Source organism: Achromobacter sp. ES-001 (assembly GCF_019448355.1).
Classification (GTDB): domain Bacteria; phylum Pseudomonadota; class Gammaproteobacteria; order Burkholderiales; family Burkholderiaceae_B; genus Achromobacter; species Achromobacter spanius_B.
Map to the genome: position 1 here is coordinate 5374792 of NZ_CP079940.1, position 16838 is coordinate 5391629.

Here is a 16838-nt window from a genome sequence, read left to right on the forward strand (position 1 = left end):
CTCAATAACGGATACGCGGATCGAACAGCCGGTAGCTGAGGTCGATCAACAGATTGATCAGCACGTAGGCGCCCGCCGAAATCAGCAGCACGCTCTGGATGACCGGGTAGTCATGGTGCTGGACGGCGTCGATCACCAGCCGGCCGATGCCCGGAATGGCGAACACGGTCTCGGTGACGACCACTCCGCCGATCAGCAAGGCGATGCCCACGCCCACCGTGGTGGCGATGGGAATGGCGGCGTTGCGCAACGCATGTTCCAGCACCGGCAACACCGCCAGGCCCTTGGCGCGCGCCGTGCGGATGTAGTCTTCGTGCAGCACTTCTACAACGGTGGCCCGCGTCATCCGCGTGATCAGCGCGATGTACACCAGCGCCAGGTTGATACACGGCAAGGTCAGGTTGCGCAGCCATGGCCCCACGCCGCTGGACAGGCTGACATAGCCCTGCACCGGCAGCCATTGCAGCTTGACCGCAAACCCGTAGATCAGCAGATAGCCCACCAGGAACACCGGCAACGAAAACGCCAGCACCGAAAACAGCATGACCAGGCGATCGATCCAGGTGCCGGCGCGATATGCCGCCAACACGCCCAGCGGCACCGCCACCAGAATCGACACCAGCATGGTGATGGCGGCGATCGACAAGGTGGGCTCCACCCGCTGCGACAGCAACTGCGTCACGGGCACTTGCGTGAAGATCGACGTGCCCAGGTCGCCTTGCATCAGCTTGGCGGCCCACAGGCCGAACTGCCGCCACAAGGGCTCGTCCAGGCCCAATGCCGTATGCAGCTTGGCGATGTCCTCGGCCGTGGCGAAGTCCCCGGCGATCAACGCCGCCGGGTCGCCGGGCGACAGGTGGATCAGCAGGAACACGATCACTGCCACCACCGCCATGACGGGCACGATGGCAAGCACGCGCCGAATGATGTAACCCATAGTTGTCTCGCGTATCGGTAACGGCGGGCGCCGGATTACTTGTCCAGCACCCAGAGGTTCGGCAGGCTCCAGATCTTGTCCGTGTTCTTCAGGCTGTTATGCGCGGCAAACGCCCGCGAATACTGGCCGATGGAAATGGCGGGAAAGACCTCGTAGGCGCGCTCCTGGAACAGATCGAGCACGCGCTTGCGCTCGTCCGAACTGGTGGCGGCAATCCACTGTTCGCGCAGTTCGTCCAGCTTCTTGTCGCACGGCCAGCCCGGCAGGCTGTTGCCGCACACGGCGCCCAGATACGTATTGCTGATGGGCGAGTCCACGTTGAACTCGGACGCGGCCGACAGGAAGATGTTCCAGCCGCCCTTGTCCAGCGTTTCCTTGCGCGCACGGCGTGCGGTCAGCGTGGCCCAGTCCATCGACTGGATGTCCAGATTGACGCCGATATCCTGCAAGGCCTGGATGGCAACCAGCGTTGCGGAATTCAGATAGGCCAGGTCGGTCGGCAACAGGATGACCAGTTTTTCGCCCTTGTAGCCGGCTTCGGCCAACAGCTTCTTGGCCAGCGCCGGGTCCGGCTTGGCGTAAGGCGCGGCGCCCGCCGTGCTGTCGTTGGGACCGCCGCAGATGAAGACCGTGGCGCAGTACTTCATGCGCAAGTCGTCCGGGTAGCCCATGGCAGCCGTGAACTTGTCCTGATCCACCAGATGCGCCACCGCCTGACGCGCCTTCGGGTTATCAAACGGCGGCATCGACTGGTTCAGGATGATGTAGCCCTGCGCGCGTTCCAGCACGCCGATCTTGACGTTCTTGTTGGCGCGCAGCGCGTCGATGTAGTCGGCGGGCGCTTGCTCGATCATGTCCACTTCGCCGTTGGTCAGCGCGGCGGTGGCGCTGTTGGAGTCCGGCAGCACACGCCATTCCACGCGCGGAATATGCGGCGTCTTGTCGCCCGCCAGGCCGTCGGCCGCCATCTTCGGACCCAGGTAGTGCGGGTTCTTTTCGAACACGATCTTGCTGCCCGGCACCCATTCATCGCGCTTGAACACGTAAGGGCCGGAGCCCACGACTTCGGTCAGCGGCTTGGTTGCCGGCTGCGACGCCAGCCGCTTGGGCAGGATGAAGGCGGGGTAGCTGGACACCTTGGCCAATCCGTCCAGCACCAGGTCAAAGGGCTGGTTCAGCGTCAGCTTGAAGCGGCTGGCGTCCAGCGCTTCCCACTTGCCGCCAGCGCGTGTGATGGCTTGACCGATGTTGTCGCGCGCGGACCAGCGTTGCAGCGATGCAATCACATCGTCCGTCGTCACGGGCTGGCCGTCGCTGAATTTCAGGCCGGGCAAGAGCGTGAACGTCCACGTCTTCTTGTCGTCGCTGGCCTCGTATTTTTCGACCATCTGCGGCTGCGGCTTGCTGTGCGTGTCCATCGCAAACAGCGTGTCGTACACCATGTAGCCGAAGTTGCGCGTGATGTAGGCGGTGGTGAAGGTCGGGTCCAGCACCTTCAGGTCGGCGTGCGGCACAATACGCAGGGTCTTGGCCGGCTGCGCGCTTGCGGGCACGGCGCCCAGTGTGCAGGCCAGGCCCAGCGTGGCGGTCGAGATCAGGCAAAGCAGGCGGTTTTTCATCGCACTAGGTTCCCGTCAAATAAGTGGATTCGCCAGCGGCCATGCGCCGGCGGGATCTTAAAGCGGCCACTTCGGCAGCCGGATGTTGCGATACGTCAGCGTCTTCCAATCCGGCGTCGCCACGCCCTTGCCACCCACATAGATGATGTGGCGCGCGACCTTTGAAAACGAGGCGTGGAAATGCTGCGCGGACTTGACCACCACGATCTTGCAGGCCGATAGGTCACAGCCCAGCTGGGTGAAAAGGTCCATGTTGATGGCCTGGTTACGCACGGAAGTCAGCACGATCTGTACGCCCTGGGCCTGCACCAATACGCAGTCGCCCATCGGCGCCGGTGCGCCGGACAGGCCGGTCATCACCAGGTCCGCCTTCACGGCAAGCACGGTGCAACGCAGGTCGATCGGGTCGCCTGACAAGGGGCCGACCTTGCCGCCGATACGCAGGTCAAGTTCGGCGCCCACGCCCGCATCGAAGGCGATGCGCGCGGCCACCGGGTCCCACAGCGGGCCCAGCGCCACATTGCTTACGCCGCGCTCAAGCACGCGGTGCAGTACGAAGGTCGCGTCACCGGGCGCGCCGCTGCCGGGGTTGTCGGGGCGGTCGGCCAACACCACCGGGCCGCCGTCGAACGCCAAGGCTTCGTCCAGCGCTTCGTCGACGCTGCGGTACGGCACCATCAGTTGTTCGCGCATGCCGATCAGTTCATCGGCAAGCGCGCGTGCAAGCGTCTGCGCGGCGGCGGCGTCGCCATCGGCATAGACCAGCACCTTGGTGCCCATCTCGGGCACGTCGCCCGTGGCGAAGCCCTGCGCGGCCGATATCGACAGAATGCCGTCGCGCCCTTCCAGCGCCTTGATACGGCTGACAAAGCCGCGCGCCGGCTCGCGCGTGGTGTGCATGGGCACGATCATGTGGCAATCGATCAGCGCCGCCACGGGACGCGTGCGGCCCGCGTGCGCGTCCAGGCACAGGGCCAGCAGGTCTTCGGCGCGTTCGCGGATATCGGTGTGCGGGTATTCCTTGAACAGCACCAGTACCGTGGCCTGTTCCACCATCAGCGGCGTCAGGTGCGCGTGCGGGTCCAGCTCGGCGCCCACCGTTACGTCGGGGCCGACCAGTTCACGCACACGGCGCAGGATGTCGCCTTCGCAATCGTCATAGCCATCGGCCACCATTGCGCCGTGCAGGCCCAGCAGCACCATGTCCACCGGCATCGCGGCGCGCAGGTCGGCAAGGATCTGGTCGCGCAAGGTTTCGTAGGCGGCGCGCGTGGTGATGCCGCCGGGCTGCGCGGAAGCCACCAGGCCGTCCACCAGCGTCCAGCCTGCTTCGCGGCCTTGCAGGCGCGCCACGAAGAGCGGCGCACCGGCGAAGGTGACGGAATCGGGATGCGTGCCGGCCGGGTAGTAGTCGCGTTCCTGAAAGGCCGCAAGGCTGGTGGGCATGGGTGCGAAGGTGTTGGTCTCGGTGCCCAGACCGGCGCAGAAGACCTTCATGGCTGCGCTCCGGGACAGGCTGGCGCAAGCGCCACGGCTGCCGTGGCGTTCCGGTAAGACGTCATCATTTCCCCTTGTATAGGCCGGCTATGTCGTCAGCGCCTGCGTGTTCGGCATGGCGTTGCGTTCCGTAAGCGGATCATCGGCGGCACACCGGCGCGGCACAAATAGCTAACGTGGGCCTATGGATAACCCAAGGTTATGGTGTGGGCGCTTTTGCCCTGAAAACGCAGGGAAAACGCAGAAAAAGCGAGGTTGATGCGCACCACCGCTAGGGAAAACGATAGGGCGGCAACGCCGCGCCCGCACACATATCGCAAGGTTATGGATGGGACGCGATTTGGAATTTGCCCGGCCCCGGTGCGCGGATCAGAATCGTGCCCTACCTGAACCTACGAGGCGAGTCATGCGGGTATGCGTAATTGGGGCGGGCGTGGTCGGCGTTACGACGGCGCACCTGTTGGCGCGGGCGGGACACGCGGTGGTTTTGGTGGACGAACGGGCAGAGCCCGCGCTGGGCAGCAGCTTCGCCAACGGCGGGCAGCTCAGCTATAGCTATGTGGCGCCGTTGGCGGGACCGGGCGCGTTGGCCGACATGCCGGGCTGGCTGTTCCGACGCGATTCGCCGCTGCGCCTGCGCTACCGCTTCGACGTTTCGCAATGGTTGTGGCTGGCGGGATTTTTGCGCGCGTGCCGCGCCTCGGTGTCGCGCGCGTCCACCGCCCAATTGCTGTCCCTGTCCTACCTCAGCCGCGACACGCTGCACGCGATGCTGGCGGAGGCGCCCATGGATTTCGGCCTGTCAAAAACCGGAAAGCTGATTGTGTACCGCGATGCCGGGCAACTGGACAAGGCCGCGTCGCTGGTGCGTTACCAGGCGGCTCACGGCACCGACCAGCGCGTGCTGTCGCGCGACGAAACGCTGGCGGCGGAACCGGCGCTGGCCGGCATGGGCGCGCGCATCGCCGGCGCCGTCTACACGCCCAGCGAAGAAACCGCCGACTGCCATCGCTTTACCGACACCCTGTTTCAGCGGCTGCGGCGCCACGCCAACGTCAGCGTCCACATGAACACGCGCGTGCAACGGCTGCGGCGCGAAGGCGGCCGCATCGTCGCGGCGCAGACGGATGCCGGCGACCTGCAAGCGGATGCGTTCGTGGTGGCCTCGGGCATCGGCAGCCGACCGCTGCTGGCGGCATTGGGCCAACGCGTGCCCTTGTATCCCTTGAAGGGCTATAGCCTGAGCGTGCCGATTACGGCGGACACCGCCGATGTTCCCGCCATCAGCGTGACCGATTACGAACGGCGCATCGTCTACGCGCGCCTGGGCAATGTGCTGCGCATTGCGGCCATGGTCGACATCGGCGCCAAGCATGGCGAGGTTGACGCGTCGCGGATGGCGACGTTGCGGCATCAGGTCAAGGAAGCTTTTCCGCGCCTGGACCTGTCGCGCGCGCAGGCCTGGGCGGGCGTGCGGCCGGCCACGCCGACCAGCAAGCCGCTGATCGGAAAAAGCCGCGCGGCCGGCAACCTGTGGCTGAACATCGGCCAGGGGGCTTTAGGGTTCACGCTTGCCTGTGGCAGCGCCGCCTTGCTGACCGCGCAAATGAACGGCGAACCCTTGCCGATCAACGCCGCGCCCTTTCAACCGTAGGCGCCGCGCGCGCCCCCAGGAGCCGTCCCATGCGTATCTTCACCGGCGCTCTCGCCACCGAGACCAACACGTTTTCCCCGTTGCCCACCGGCCTGGCCGCGTTCACGTCGCGCGAGTATCTGCGCGCGGGCACGCACCCCGATCACATGACGTTTTACGGCGGGCCGCTGTGGGTTGCGCGACAGCGCGCGGCGCAACAGGGCTGGACGGTGATTGAAGGCCTGGTGGCCTCGGCGCAACCGGGCGGCACCACCACGCGCGCCGCCTACGAGACATTGCGCGACGAACTGCTGGCTGACCTGCGCGCGGCCTTGCCGGTGGACATGGTGCTGCTGGGCCTGCATGGCGCGATGGTGGCCGACGGCTATGACGATTGCGAAGGCGACATCCTGCGCCGTGTGCGGGAGCTGGTCGGCCCCGACGTAACGGTGGGCGCCGAGCTGGACCCGCACGCGCACCTGACGCCGTTGATGGTGGAGCAGGCGACGGTGCTGGTGCTGTTCAAGGAATATCCACACGTTGACGTCTACGAGCGCGCCTGTGAACTGGTGGACCTGTGCCACGCGGCCCACCAGCGGCGGCAGCGTCCCGTTGCCGCGCTGGTCGATTGCGACATGGTCGTGCCGATGCACACCACGCGCGAACCGGCGCGCGGCTTTGTCAGCCGCATCAAGGCGCTGGAAGGGCGCGACGGCATTCTGTCGGTGTCGGTCGCGCAAGGCTTCGCCACGGGCGACGTGCCTGAGATGGGCACCAAGGTGCTGGTCTATGCCGATGGCGACGCCGCCGCCGCGAAGACGCTGGCGCGCAGGCTTGCCGATGAACTGATCGGCATGCGCGAACAACTGATGGTGCCGTACCGCGGCGTGGACGAAGCGCTGGACGAAGCCTTGGCGTTTGGCGAGGGTCCCGTTGTGCTGGCCGACCGGTCCGACAACCCGGGCAGCGGCGCGGCCGGAGACTCCACCTATCTGCTGGCGCGCATGCGGGAACGCGGCATCCGCAACGCGGCGCTGGGACCGATGTGGGACCCGGTGGCGGCGCGCATCGCCTTCGATGCGGGCGTGGGCGCCGAACTTGACCTGCGCATCGGCGGCAAGGTCGGCCCGCTGTCGGGCGCGCCCGTGGACGCGCGTTGCCGCGTTGTGGCAACCCACGCCGATATGTTCATGACGGGCAATTCCGGCACGCGCATCGCGCTGGGCGACTGCGCGCTGGTCGATGCCGACGGCATCCTGATTGCATTGGTGTCACTGCGCACACAGGCCTATCACACAGACCTGTTCACGCAGTTGGGATGCGACCTGACGGCGCAACGGCTGATCGTGGTGAAGTCGGCCCATCACTTCCATGCGCAGTACGCGCCCTTGGCGCGCGCCGTGGCGTACGTGGCCGCCCCCGGCTCGGCCAGCCCCGACTGGCGCAGCCTGCCGTACCGCAAGATACGGCTGCCCAAGTGGCCGATTGGCTAATCGCTTGCCCCACAGACACTCGCCGCCACAGACATGCCCTAGCCCGTGCCTAACCCGCGCCGCCTTGCCGCGCGCCCATCATCGACCGCGACAGCCGGCTGGCCGTTGAAAGAATGGCTTCTTTATGGCCCAGCAGCACCGCTTCGTTCAGGCGCGAGATCGGGCCAGAGATGCAGATCGCGCCCAGCAGGGTCCAGTTGATGCCGTAGACCGGCGCCGAAATGCTGGAGACTTCGGCGTCGCGCTCGCCCAGCGAAATCATGTAGCCGGCACGTCGTACGGCCTCGTACTCGTCGCCCGCTTCGCCTGAAAACGCCAACAGCACGCGGCCCGGGCTGCCCAGGTTCAAGGGCAGCGCCGCGCCCACCCGCACGTGGTGGCGGATGGACTTCGGGCCTTCGACACGCGCCATGCAAATCCGCTGATTGCCTTCGCGCACATAGAACGTTGCGCTTTCCCCTGTGGCGCCGGACAGCTCGCGCAGCACGGGCTGCACCAATTCCTGCACGTTGAACGTGGCCTGGTAGCACGCGCCCAGCCAACCGGCCGCGCGCGCCAGGCGCCACGTGCCGTCCGGCCGCTGGGCCAGGTAGTCGTCCATGGCCAGGGTGCGCGCCAGGCGCAGCACGGTGGACCGATGGCAGCCCGTGCGGCGGCTGAGTTCAGCCAGCGTCAGGTGGGCGTCGTCCACGCCGAAGGCCTCCAGGATGCGCATCGCGCGCCGGACGGCGACCACGCCGTCTTCAGCGCCGTCGGCGTCGTTTTCTGTTCCCGCGCTGCCGCCGCCTTCGCGGTCTTCGCGGTCATTGCCGTCATTGCCGTCATTGCCGTTGTCGTTCACGATTCGCCCCCAGGTCTTTTAAATCGACCGCACTACGAAACGTGTTTCGTACCGCGAACCTGGATTGTATTAGGCGGAACACGCTCGCACAATGCGCGGATCAAAACAACGACTGGAGACAAACCATGAAAGTCATTGCGCGCGTGTTGTCGGGCTTGGCCCTCGTTTGCGTGGCGGGCATCAGCGCCGCCCAGGGCTACCCCGACAAACCCATCCGCCTGATCGTGCCCTTCCCTCCGGGCGGCGGCACCGACGTGCTGGCCCGCGAAGCGGCGCTGAAGGTGGCAAAGAACACCGGCTGGAACATCGTCACGGAAAACCGCCCGGGGTCCGGCGGCAATATCGGCGTGGACGCGGTGGCGAAGTCGGCGGCGGACGGCTATTCGCTGGTGCTGGGGCAGACCAGCAACCTGGCCATCAACCCCACGCTGTACGCCAAGCTGCCCTACGACCCGGAAACCGACCTGTCCGCCATCGGCCTGATCGCCGACGCGCCGCTCGTGCTGGTAGTGCCGGCCAATTCGCCGTTGAAATCGTTCAAGGACATGATCGCCGCGGCCCGCGCCAAACCCGAGGCGCTGAACTACGCCAGCTCGGGCAACGGCACCGTGGCCCACCTGGCCGCCGTGCAGTTGCAGAACGCCGCCGACATCAAGCTGACGCACGTGCCGTACAAGGGCGCCGCCCAGGCGTCCAACGACCTGATCGGCGGTCAGATCGACATGTACCTGTCGTCGGTGCCCACGCTGATCGGCCACGTGCGCAACGGCAAGATGCGCGCGCTGGCGGTGACCTCGGCGCAACGCGTGCCCGACATGCCCGACGTGCCGACCATTGCCGAAAGCGGCTACCCCGGCTTCGAGGCCGTGACGTGGTTCGGCCTGGCCGCGCCGGCCGGCGTGCCGCAGGACATCGTGCAGCGTCTGAACGCGGAATTCAACAAGGCGCTGCAAGCGCAGGACCTTAGTACGAAGTACCAGGAACAAGGCGCGCGCGTGCTGACCAGCACGCCTGAACAATTCGCCAAGCTGATCCATGACGACCGCATCCGCTGGGGAAAGATCGTGAAGGACTCGGGCGCCCGCGTCGAATGAGACCCAGGCCGCGCAGGCACCGCCCGGCCAAAAAAACCGAACCCAACATCGTCTTCTTCAGACAGGAATTTCCATGGCAAACCCCGACATCATCAAAGACTTTCCCCGCGTCCCGGCCGACATCGTGCGCCGCGCCGCGTCGTTGCAGCCGGCCATCCTGGCCGATGTGGCGGGCCGGCGCGGCGCGCTCAGTGGCCGCATCCGGCCGCTGGACCCCGGCATGAAGCTGGCGGGCACCGCCTTCACCGTTGAGGTGCGGCCCGGCGACAACCTGATGATTCACGCGGCCATCTCGCTGGCCAAACCCGGCGACGTGCTGGTGATCGACGGCAAGGGCGACCTGAGCGCCGCGCTGATGGGCACCATCATGATGACCGCCTGCCGCCAGCTGGGCATCGCCGGCGTGGTCATCGACGGCGCGGCGCGCGACACCACCGAAATCATCGACATGGGGTACCCGGTATTCGCGGCCGGCGCCAACCCCAACGGTCCGACCAAGAACGTGCCCGGCCGCATCGGCCACCCCGTGTCGGTGGGCGGCGTGACGGTACACCCCGGCGACTTCATCATTGGCGATGCCGACGGCGTGGTCGTCGTCGAGCGCGAAAAAATCGAAGGCTTGCTGCCCGCGGCGGAAAAGAAAGTGCGCGACGAAGCCGCCCGCATCGCCGCCATTCAGGCGGGCGACACCGCAGCCACGTGGCTGACGGCCGCGCTGCGCAGCGCCGGCGTGCTGAAGGAAGGAGAGGCGCTGTGACCATGCCTGCTGCGCCTAAACCGGCGTTGGTCGTTACCGCCGCCGACCTGGCCACCGAAGCCCTGGCGCTGCTGGACGGCTTCAACATCGTCTACGCGGGCAAGGCGCCGTCGGAAGACGACATCGTGGCGCTGTGCCGCCAGCACGATCCGGTGGCCATCATCGTGCGCTACAGCAAGGTGGGCGCCGCCGCGATGGACGCCGCGCCGTCCTTGCGCGTGATCTCCAAGCACGGCAGCGGCACCGACACCATCGACAAGGCTGCCGCCGCGCAACGCGGCATCGAGGTCGTGGCGGCGGCGGGCGCGAACGCGGCGGCCGTGGCCGAGCACGCGCTGGCGCTGCTGCTTGCCGCCGCCAAATCGGTGGTGCCGCTGGATGCGCGCATGCGGGCGGGCCATTGGGACAAGGCCACGCACAAAAGCGTGGAGCTGGACGGCAAGACGGTCGGCGTGGTTGGGCTGGGCGCCATCGGCCGGCGCTTTGCGGCGATGGCGCACGGCATGAACATGCGTGTCATTGGCCACGATCCCTATGCGCAAGACCTGCCGCCTTATATCCAGAGCGTGGCGTTGCCGCGCATCTGGCAGGAGTGCGATGCCGTGTCGTTGCACTGCCCGCTGACGGACGCCAACCATCATCTGGTCAACGCCGACACGCTGGCGCAGTGCCGGCCCGGCGTGATCCTGGTGAACACCGCGCGGGGCGGCCTGGTGGACGAAGCGGCGCTGCTGGCCGCCGTGCGTAGTGGCCAGGTGATGGCCGCGGGCCTGGACAGCTTCGCCGTCGAACCCATGACGGCGGGACACCCGTTTCAACAGGAGCCCCGCATCCTGCTCAGCCCGCACATCGGCGGGGTGACCCGCGCGGCCTACGTGAACATGGGCGTGGCGGCGGCGCGCAACGTGCTGGCGGGTTTGGCCCGCAGCGCGGCGGCGGTTTAAGCCACGGCGCCGTCCCAAGGCGGCGTCTTCAGACCCTCCGGACCGCATCGTCCCGGGCGGTCTTGACGGCGCCGCACCGCCGGCCCCCAGCTGCGGTATAAACGAACCCCCTTCGTTTCCAAGCAGGCGCCGCCTTGTCGCAAACATTCGGAGCACGTCGATACTTCTTTGCCACGGCCAGCGTCATCCGCCATCAAGGCCGGGCCATGCTGGCCGCCGCGCCGTGGTCGCTGGCGGCATTTCTGTTGTCGCTGCCATTCGCCATCCTGGCCGCGACGCTGGCCTGGACCGGTAGCGCGCTGTACATGCTGCTGGCGCTGATCAACCTGATCGCGTTCGCGCGCGTGACGTTCGCCTGGCATCGTGTCGTGGTGCTGGGCAGCGGCGCCAACCCCGACGCGGCGCGCGGCGGTTCGGCCGAGGCGCGGCACCTGATGGTATTCGGCGTGCTGGTGCTGATCGTGGCCGTGCTGGCGCGCGCGACGGGCGACCTGCCCTATGTGCTTTACATGCTGATGAACGGGCCGGACACCAACAAGTTCCTGGCGGCACTGGTGCCGGCCGTGCTGGTGGTGTGGCTGCCGGTGCTGGTTTGCGTGGCGGTGTTGGCCTTGAGCCTGCCGCGCACCGCCGTCACGGGCGACGCGAGCTTGCAAGGTATCCGCGCCGCCATGCCTTATCCGCGCTGGCCGCTGGTGTTGGCCCTGGCCGTGCTGGTCAGCCTGGGCGGCTTCGCCCACAGCGGGCTGACGGAATATCTGCACTACGCCACGAACGCAGGGCTGTTGTGGACCGCCGGGTATGTCGTGCTGTTCGCGGTGATGACGTTCGTGGTGGCAGCGATGGTGGCGGTGGCGTATCGGGATGGCGTGCGACGCTGATCCGCGCACTGATCACGGCGCAGCGCTCACGGCGCACTGATCACCGCGCATCAATCGCCGCACATCAATCCACCACCCCGCCCTCCGCTTCCAGCTGCGCTCGCAGGCTGGCGATGAACGCCTTGGCGGCCTCGGGCAGCACGCGTCCGGCCAGCGTCTGCACCTCGAAGTGGCGTTCGTTCATTTCGCGGTCGCGCAGCGGCACGGCCACCACCTGCTTGCCGCGCAACCGATAGCGGATCGCCAGTTCCCCGCAGAACGCCACGCCGCCACCCGCCCCCGCGAACGCCACCAGCGCATCGACGCTGCGGCTGGAAAACACGGGCTCGCACTGCAATTGCTGGCGGCTGCAACTGATGTCGATCAACTGCCGCAGCGTGGAATCGGCGTCGGGCAATGCCAGCGGATACGCCATCAATTGCGCCAGCGACACTTCAGATTGCGCAGCCAAGGGATGGTCCGCCGCCACCACCGCCCGCACCGGCGCGGGCATGCGCAATTCCACGCGCACGTCGCGGTGTGAGGTCAGGCTGAGCGTGATGCCGATATCGGCCGCGCCGTCGCGCACCCGGACAGGCACCTCACGCTGCGAGCACACGTCCAGCGTGAAGCGAATGCCTGCATATTGCTTACGAAATTCCGCGATGGCCGCGGGCACCACGTCGTGCACGAAACCCTCGGTGCACACAACGCGCACCAGCCCCTGGCGCAGGCCGCGCAGGCTCATGATTTCGCCGGTCACGCGGTCCACATCCTGTTGCGCGCGCTTGGCGTGCGCGGCCAACAATTCGCCGGCCGCGTTCAGCGCCATGCCGCGCGAGCGGCGCTCGAACAGCAAGGTGCCCAGCTCGCGTTCCAGCCGGGCGATCTGGCGGCTGACGGCCGACGGCGCCACTTCCAGCCGCTCGGCCGCCACGCTGACGGAGCCGCAGCGCGCCACTTCCAGGAAGTAGCGCAGGGCCATTTCTTGCAGAATCTGGGGGTTCATCGGGTTTGCCCTTGGTTTGCGCAAAACGCAACGGACAATTCTATCAATTCATATTGCGGCAACGTTAAGGGCAAGCCTAGGATGTGACCGTTAGATGACGTCTTCTGGACGCCCCCCTTAGGCAAGCGCAGTCATGATCCCGTCCCCCGCTTCTGTTTCGTCCCTTTCCTTGCAGGCGTTGCGCGCGGCGCGGCCCGTGTTGTGGACGCGTCCGGCTGTGGGGGTTGCCCCCGTTGGCGCGCCCGCCGTTAAGCCCCCCGCTGCCCCCTTCAGCCTGGCCGATGTGCAAGCCGCGCAGGACCGCTTCACGCGCTTCGCACCGTTGCTGGCGCAGCGCTTTCCAGAGCTGCAAGCCACCGCCGGCGTCATCGAATCGCCGTTGCTGGAAACCCCCGCCATGCAGGACGCGTTGGGCTTGCCCAAGGCGTCGGGACGGTTGTGGATCAAGGCGGATCACGCGTTGCCCGTGGCGGGGTCGATCAAGGCGCGCGGCGGCATCCACGAAGTACTGGAATTCACCGAAAAGCTGGCCCTGGAACGCGGCCTGATCGCGCCCGGCGATAACTTCATCAAGCTGGCCTCGCGGGAGGCCCGCGCCTGTTTCGCGGAATACCAGGTAGCCGTGGGCTCAACCGGCAACCTGGGTTTGTCCATCGGCGTGATTGCATCGGCGCTGGGGTTTCGCGCCGCCGTGCACATGTCGGCGGACGCCAAGGAATGGAAAAAAACCCGGCTGCGCGCGCGCGGGGTCGAGGTGGTGGAACATCCCGGCGATTACGAAAAAGCCGTGGCGGCCGGACGCCGCCAGGTCGAGGCCGACCCCAAGGGTTACTTCGTTGACGACGAACGCTCGGCCTCGCTGTTCCTGGGTTATGCGGCAGCCGCGCTGGCGCTGCGCGAGCAGATGGCGCAAGCCGGCATCGTGGTCGACGCCGAGCATCCGCTATTTGTCTACCTGCCTTGCGGCGTGGGCGGCGCGCCCGGCGGCATCGCCTTTGGCTTGTCCTTGCTGTTCGGCGCGCACGTGCACTGCTTCTTTGCCGAGCCGGTCCAGTCGCCGTGCTTTCTGCTGCGCATGATGGCCGGCAATGGCCAACTGCCCGGCTTGCCGGTGCCGCCGTCGGTCTACGACATCGGCCTGACCAACCAGACCGAGGCCGACGGCCTGGCCGTGCCGCGCGCGTCGGACCTGGCGTATGCCGCCGTGGGCGACCTGCTGGCCGGCGTCTACACCGTGGCGGACGACACGCTTTACGGCGACCTGGCGCGCCTGCATGACAGCGAAGGCCTACGCATCGAGCCCTCGGCGGCAGCGGGCTTTTCTGGCCCGCGCCACTTGCTAGGCAGCGTCGCGGGCCAACAGTGGCTGCGCCAGCGCGGCTTGCTGCCGCACCTGCCGCGTGCCACGCATCTGGCCTGGACCACGGGCGGGCTGTTCGTGCCGGCCGACGAATATGAGCAATTCCTGAGCCGCGGGCAACGACTCGCGGCCGACCCTCAGGCGCCGACACAAGCGCCTTTCCTCCACCACTCTCGTTGAGCATGACCATGAAGACTGCCTTGATTGCCCTTGGTGTCACCCTGGCGGGCACCCTTGCCGCCTCTGCCCCGGCCGCCGCCCAGACCGGCTACCCCACGCGCCCCGTCACGCTGGTGGTGCCCTTTCCACCCGGCGGCGCCACCGACGTGCTGGGCCGCGTCATCGCGCAAAAGCTGGGCCAGGAATTGGGCCAGACCGTAGTGGTGGAAAACCGCGCGGGCGCGGGCACCGCAATCGGCGCCGGCTTCGTCGCCAAGGCCGCGCCCGATGGCTACACGTTGCTGGTCAGCTCGGGCACCACCTTCACGGTCAACCCGGCCATCCAGAACAAGCTTCCGTACGATCCGGTCAAGAGCTTTGAACCGCTGGGCATCGTGGGCCGCACCGGCCTGGCGCTGCTGGCCAACCCGCAGGTGCCGGTCAAGGATCTGAAGGAACTGGTGGCCTACGCCAAAGCGCGCGACAAGGAGCCGCCGGCCTACGGTTCGTTCGGTGCGGGCACCACCGCGCATTTTGTCGGCGAAGCCTTCCTGTCGGCCGCCGGCATCAAGATGATTCACGTGCCCTACAAGGGCAGCGCCCCCGCCATGACCGACCTGATCGGCGGCCAGATCCCGTTCTCGGTCGACACCGTGGCGGCCGCGCTGCCGCAAAGCAAGCAGGGCAAGGTGCGCGTGCTGGCGGTGTCGGCCCCCACGCGTTCGGCCTTCCTGCCCGACGTGCCGACCTTTGCCGAACAGGGCTATCCGTCGGTGGCCATGGACACGTGGTTGATGTTCACCGCGCCGCGCGGGCTGCCCGCCGACGTGAAGACCAAGCTTGAGACCGCCTTGCGCGCCACGGTGGCATCGCCGGACGTGCGCAAGAGCCTGGAGGCGCAGGGCTTTGAAGCCGCGTTCTCCAGCGCGGCCGAAGGCGAAGCGCTGATCCAGAAGGAACTGCCGCAGATGCGCGACGTTGCGCAGCGCGCCAATATCAAAATCGACTGAAGGAAGTTTTCATGACCCTGGACGATTCCCTCGTCTCGCTGTCGGCCGTGGAGCTGCGGCGCCTGATCGGCGCGCGCCAGCTCTCGCCGGTGGAATTGCTGGACGCGTGCATCGCGCGTATCGAGGCGGTCAACCCGTACATCAACGCCGTCACCGCCACCGCGTTCGAACGCGCCCGCCTGGAAGCGCGCGCCGCCGAACAAGCGGTGATGGCCGGCGACGCGCTGGGCCTGCTGCACGGCCTGCCGCTGGGCGTGAAAGACCTGGAGCCCACCGCCGGCCTGTTGACCACCTTCGGGTCGCAGATTTATCGCGACCACATCCCCACCGAAGACGTGACGCTGGTGGCGCGCCTGCGCCGCGCCGGCGCCATCGTCACCGCCAAGACGAACGTGCCGGAAATGGGCGCGGGCGCCAATTCGCGCAACACCGTGTGGGGCGCAACCGGCAACCCGTTCAACCCCAACCTGAATGCCGGCGGATCGTCGGGCGGGTCGGCCGCCGCGCTGGCCAGCGACATGTTCCCGGTCTGCACGGGGTCGGACACGGGCGGCTCGCTGCGCATTCCGGCATCCAAGTGCGGCGTGGTGGGCTTTCGCCCTTCGCCGGGCGTGGTGCCCAGCGTGCGCAAGCTGCTGGGCTGGACGCCGATCTCCGTCGTCGGCCCGATGGGCCGCACGGTGGCGGACGCGTGCTTGCAAATGGCGGCCAGCGCCGGCCCCGACGCCGGTGACCCGCTGAGCTATCCGCTGGACCCGCTGCAATTCTTGACGCCGGGCATGGCCGACCTGGGCCGCCTGCGCGTGGCCTACACCGAAGACTTCGGCCAGTGCGAGGTGGACGACGGCATCCGCGCCACCTTCCGCGCCAAGATCGCGGCCATGCGCCATCTGTTCGCGGCCTGCGACCCCATCGAGCTGGACTTCGGCGAGGCCCATCGCTGCTTTGACGTGCTGCGCGCCGAAGCCTTCGTGGCGGGCATGCGCGACGCCTACGAGAAAGACCCCAACAGCCTGGGCCCCAACAGCCGCGCCAACTTCGAGATGGGCGCCGCGATGAGCCTGAAGGATTGCGCCTGGGCGCAAGCCGAACAGACGCGCCTGATCAAGCGCTTCCAGCGTGCCTTTGACGACTACGATTTGATCCTGTCGCCCACCACGCCGGTGTCGCCGTTTCCGTGGACCCAGCTGTACGCTGAATCCATCAACGGCCGCCGCCAGGAAAACTACTATCGCTGGCTGGCCCTGACGTATGTGGTGACGTTGACCACGCACCCCGCCCTGACGCTGCCTTGCGGCCTGGACCACCAAGGCATGCCGTTTGGCATGCAGATCGTCGGGCGCTTTCGCGGCGACCGCGAGGTGCTGGCGGCAGCCCAAGGCATGGAGCAGGCCTTTGCCGGCAACGCCGAACTGCAACGTCCGCGTCCGGACCTGGCGGCATTGAAGCCCGCCAACCCGTCGCTGACGTCGATCGTGACCGTGCCGCCGGACGTGGCGGCCGCCACAACGGCGGGCGGACCCGCGGCGGGCGAACCCGCTGGAAAATCCACGGGCAGCGTGTCGGCGGTATAAGCCGACGCGTCACGCAGGGGCCGGGCAACCGGCCCCTTTGCGTTTCCGACG

14 protein-coding genes are annotated in these 16838 nt (G+C 67.3%); 9 read left to right on the top strand and 5 right to left on the bottom strand.

Annotated features, from left to right (window positions below; all coding sequences use genetic code 11):
- Position 1: 1 nt before the first annotated feature.
- Genes KYT87_RS24465 through KYT87_RS24475 form a run of 3 tightly spaced genes read right to left on the bottom strand, consistent with a single transcriptional unit; the run spans position 2 to position 4053 of the window.
- Complete coding sequence (locus KYT87_RS24465; RefSeq protein WP_046803848.1) at positions 2-937, bottom strand: ABC transporter permease; 936 nt, start codon at positions 935-937, stop codon at positions 2-4.
- Between the two features lie 35 nt (positions 938-972).
- Positions 973-2556, bottom strand: coding sequence for an ABC transporter substrate-binding protein (locus KYT87_RS24470; protein ID WP_046803847.1), 1584 nt, complete (start codon positions 2554-2556; stop codon positions 973-975).
- 57 nt (positions 2557-2613) lie between these two features.
- A complete protein-coding gene (locus tag KYT87_RS24475; protein ID WP_219991061.1) occupies positions 2614-4053 on the bottom strand; it encodes a M81 family metallopeptidase in 1440 nt (479 codons plus the stop codon).
- Between the two features lie 406 nt (positions 4054-4459).
- On the opposite strand from KYT87_RS24475, the gene KYT87_RS24480 reads away from it, so the two are divergent.
- Together KYT87_RS24480 and KYT87_RS24485 are read left to right on the top strand one after the other, a co-directional pair.
- A complete protein-coding gene (locus KYT87_RS24480; RefSeq protein ID WP_219991062.1) occupies positions 4460-5707 on the top strand; it encodes a D-amino acid dehydrogenase in 1248 nt (415 codons plus the stop codon).
- A gap of 29 nt (positions 5708-5736) precedes the next feature.
- A complete protein-coding gene (locus KYT87_RS24485; protein WP_219991063.1) occupies positions 5737-7179 on the top strand; it encodes a M81 family metallopeptidase in 1443 nt (480 codons plus the stop codon).
- A 49-nt stretch (positions 7180-7228) separates the two neighbouring features.
- Here the strand turns inward: KYT87_RS24485 and KYT87_RS24490 are convergent, their stop codons facing one another.
- Positions 7229-7894: an IclR family transcriptional regulator gene (locus KYT87_RS24490; protein WP_082134407.1), complete on the bottom strand. Its 666-nt coding sequence runs from the start codon at positions 7892-7894 to the stop codon at positions 7229-7231.
- 251 nt (positions 7895-8145) lie between these two features.
- On the opposite strand from KYT87_RS24490, the gene KYT87_RS24495 reads away from it, so the two are divergent.
- The 4 genes from KYT87_RS24495 to KYT87_RS24510 all read left to right on the top strand — a co-directional run bounded on the left by KYT87_RS24495 (position 8146) and on the right by KYT87_RS24510 (position 11696).
- The gene (locus KYT87_RS24495; protein ID WP_046803843.1) at positions 8146-9114 is read left to right on the top strand and encodes a tripartite tricarboxylate transporter substrate binding protein; all 969 of its coding nucleotides are present in this window, start codon (positions 8146-8148) and stop codon (positions 9112-9114) included.
- A 73-nt stretch (positions 9115-9187) separates the two neighbouring features.
- A complete protein-coding gene (locus KYT87_RS24500; protein WP_219991064.1) occupies positions 9188-9871 on the top strand; it encodes an RraA family protein in 684 nt (227 codons plus the stop codon).
- A gap of 2 nt (positions 9872-9873) precedes the next feature.
- Positions 9874-10815 (top strand): NAD(P)-dependent oxidoreductase, encoded by a 942-nt coding sequence (locus KYT87_RS24505; protein WP_046803841.1) that lies wholly within the window; start codon positions 9874-9876, stop codon positions 10813-10815.
- Between the two features lie 134 nt (positions 10816-10949).
- Positions 10950-11696 (top strand): hypothetical protein, encoded by a 747-nt coding sequence (locus tag KYT87_RS24510; protein ID WP_240433979.1) that lies wholly within the window; start codon positions 10950-10952, stop codon positions 11694-11696.
- A gap of 64 nt (positions 11697-11760) precedes the next feature.
- On the opposite strand, the gene KYT87_RS24515 is transcribed toward KYT87_RS24510, so the two are convergent.
- The gene (locus KYT87_RS24515) at positions 11761-12684 is read right to left on the bottom strand and encodes a LysR family transcriptional regulator (protein WP_046803840.1); all 924 of its coding nucleotides are present in this window, start codon (positions 12682-12684) and stop codon (positions 11761-11763) included.
- Positions 12685-12817: 133 nt separating this feature from the next.
- Here KYT87_RS24515 and KYT87_RS24520 point away from each other — a divergent pair, with 133 nt between their 5' ends.
- The 3 genes from KYT87_RS24520 to KYT87_RS24530 are packed head-to-tail and all read left to right on the top strand — an operon-like array spanning position 12818 to position 16787.
- Complete coding sequence (locus KYT87_RS24520) at positions 12818-14224, top strand: D-serine ammonia-lyase (protein WP_219991065.1); 1407 nt, start codon at positions 12818-12820, stop codon at positions 14222-14224.
- A 2-nt stretch (positions 14225-14226) separates the two neighbouring features.
- Positions 14227-15213 carry a tripartite tricarboxylate transporter substrate binding protein gene (locus tag KYT87_RS24525; RefSeq protein ID WP_104142085.1) on the top strand — a complete coding sequence of 329 codons (987 nt, stop codon included), beginning with the start codon at positions 14227-14229 and terminating at the stop codon, positions 15211-15213.
- Positions 15214-15224: 11 nt separating this feature from the next.
- The gene (locus KYT87_RS24530; RefSeq protein WP_219991066.1) at positions 15225-16787 is read left to right on the top strand and encodes an amidase; all 1563 of its coding nucleotides are present in this window, start codon (positions 15225-15227) and stop codon (positions 16785-16787) included.
- The last annotated feature ends 51 nt before the right edge of the window (positions 16788-16838 follow it).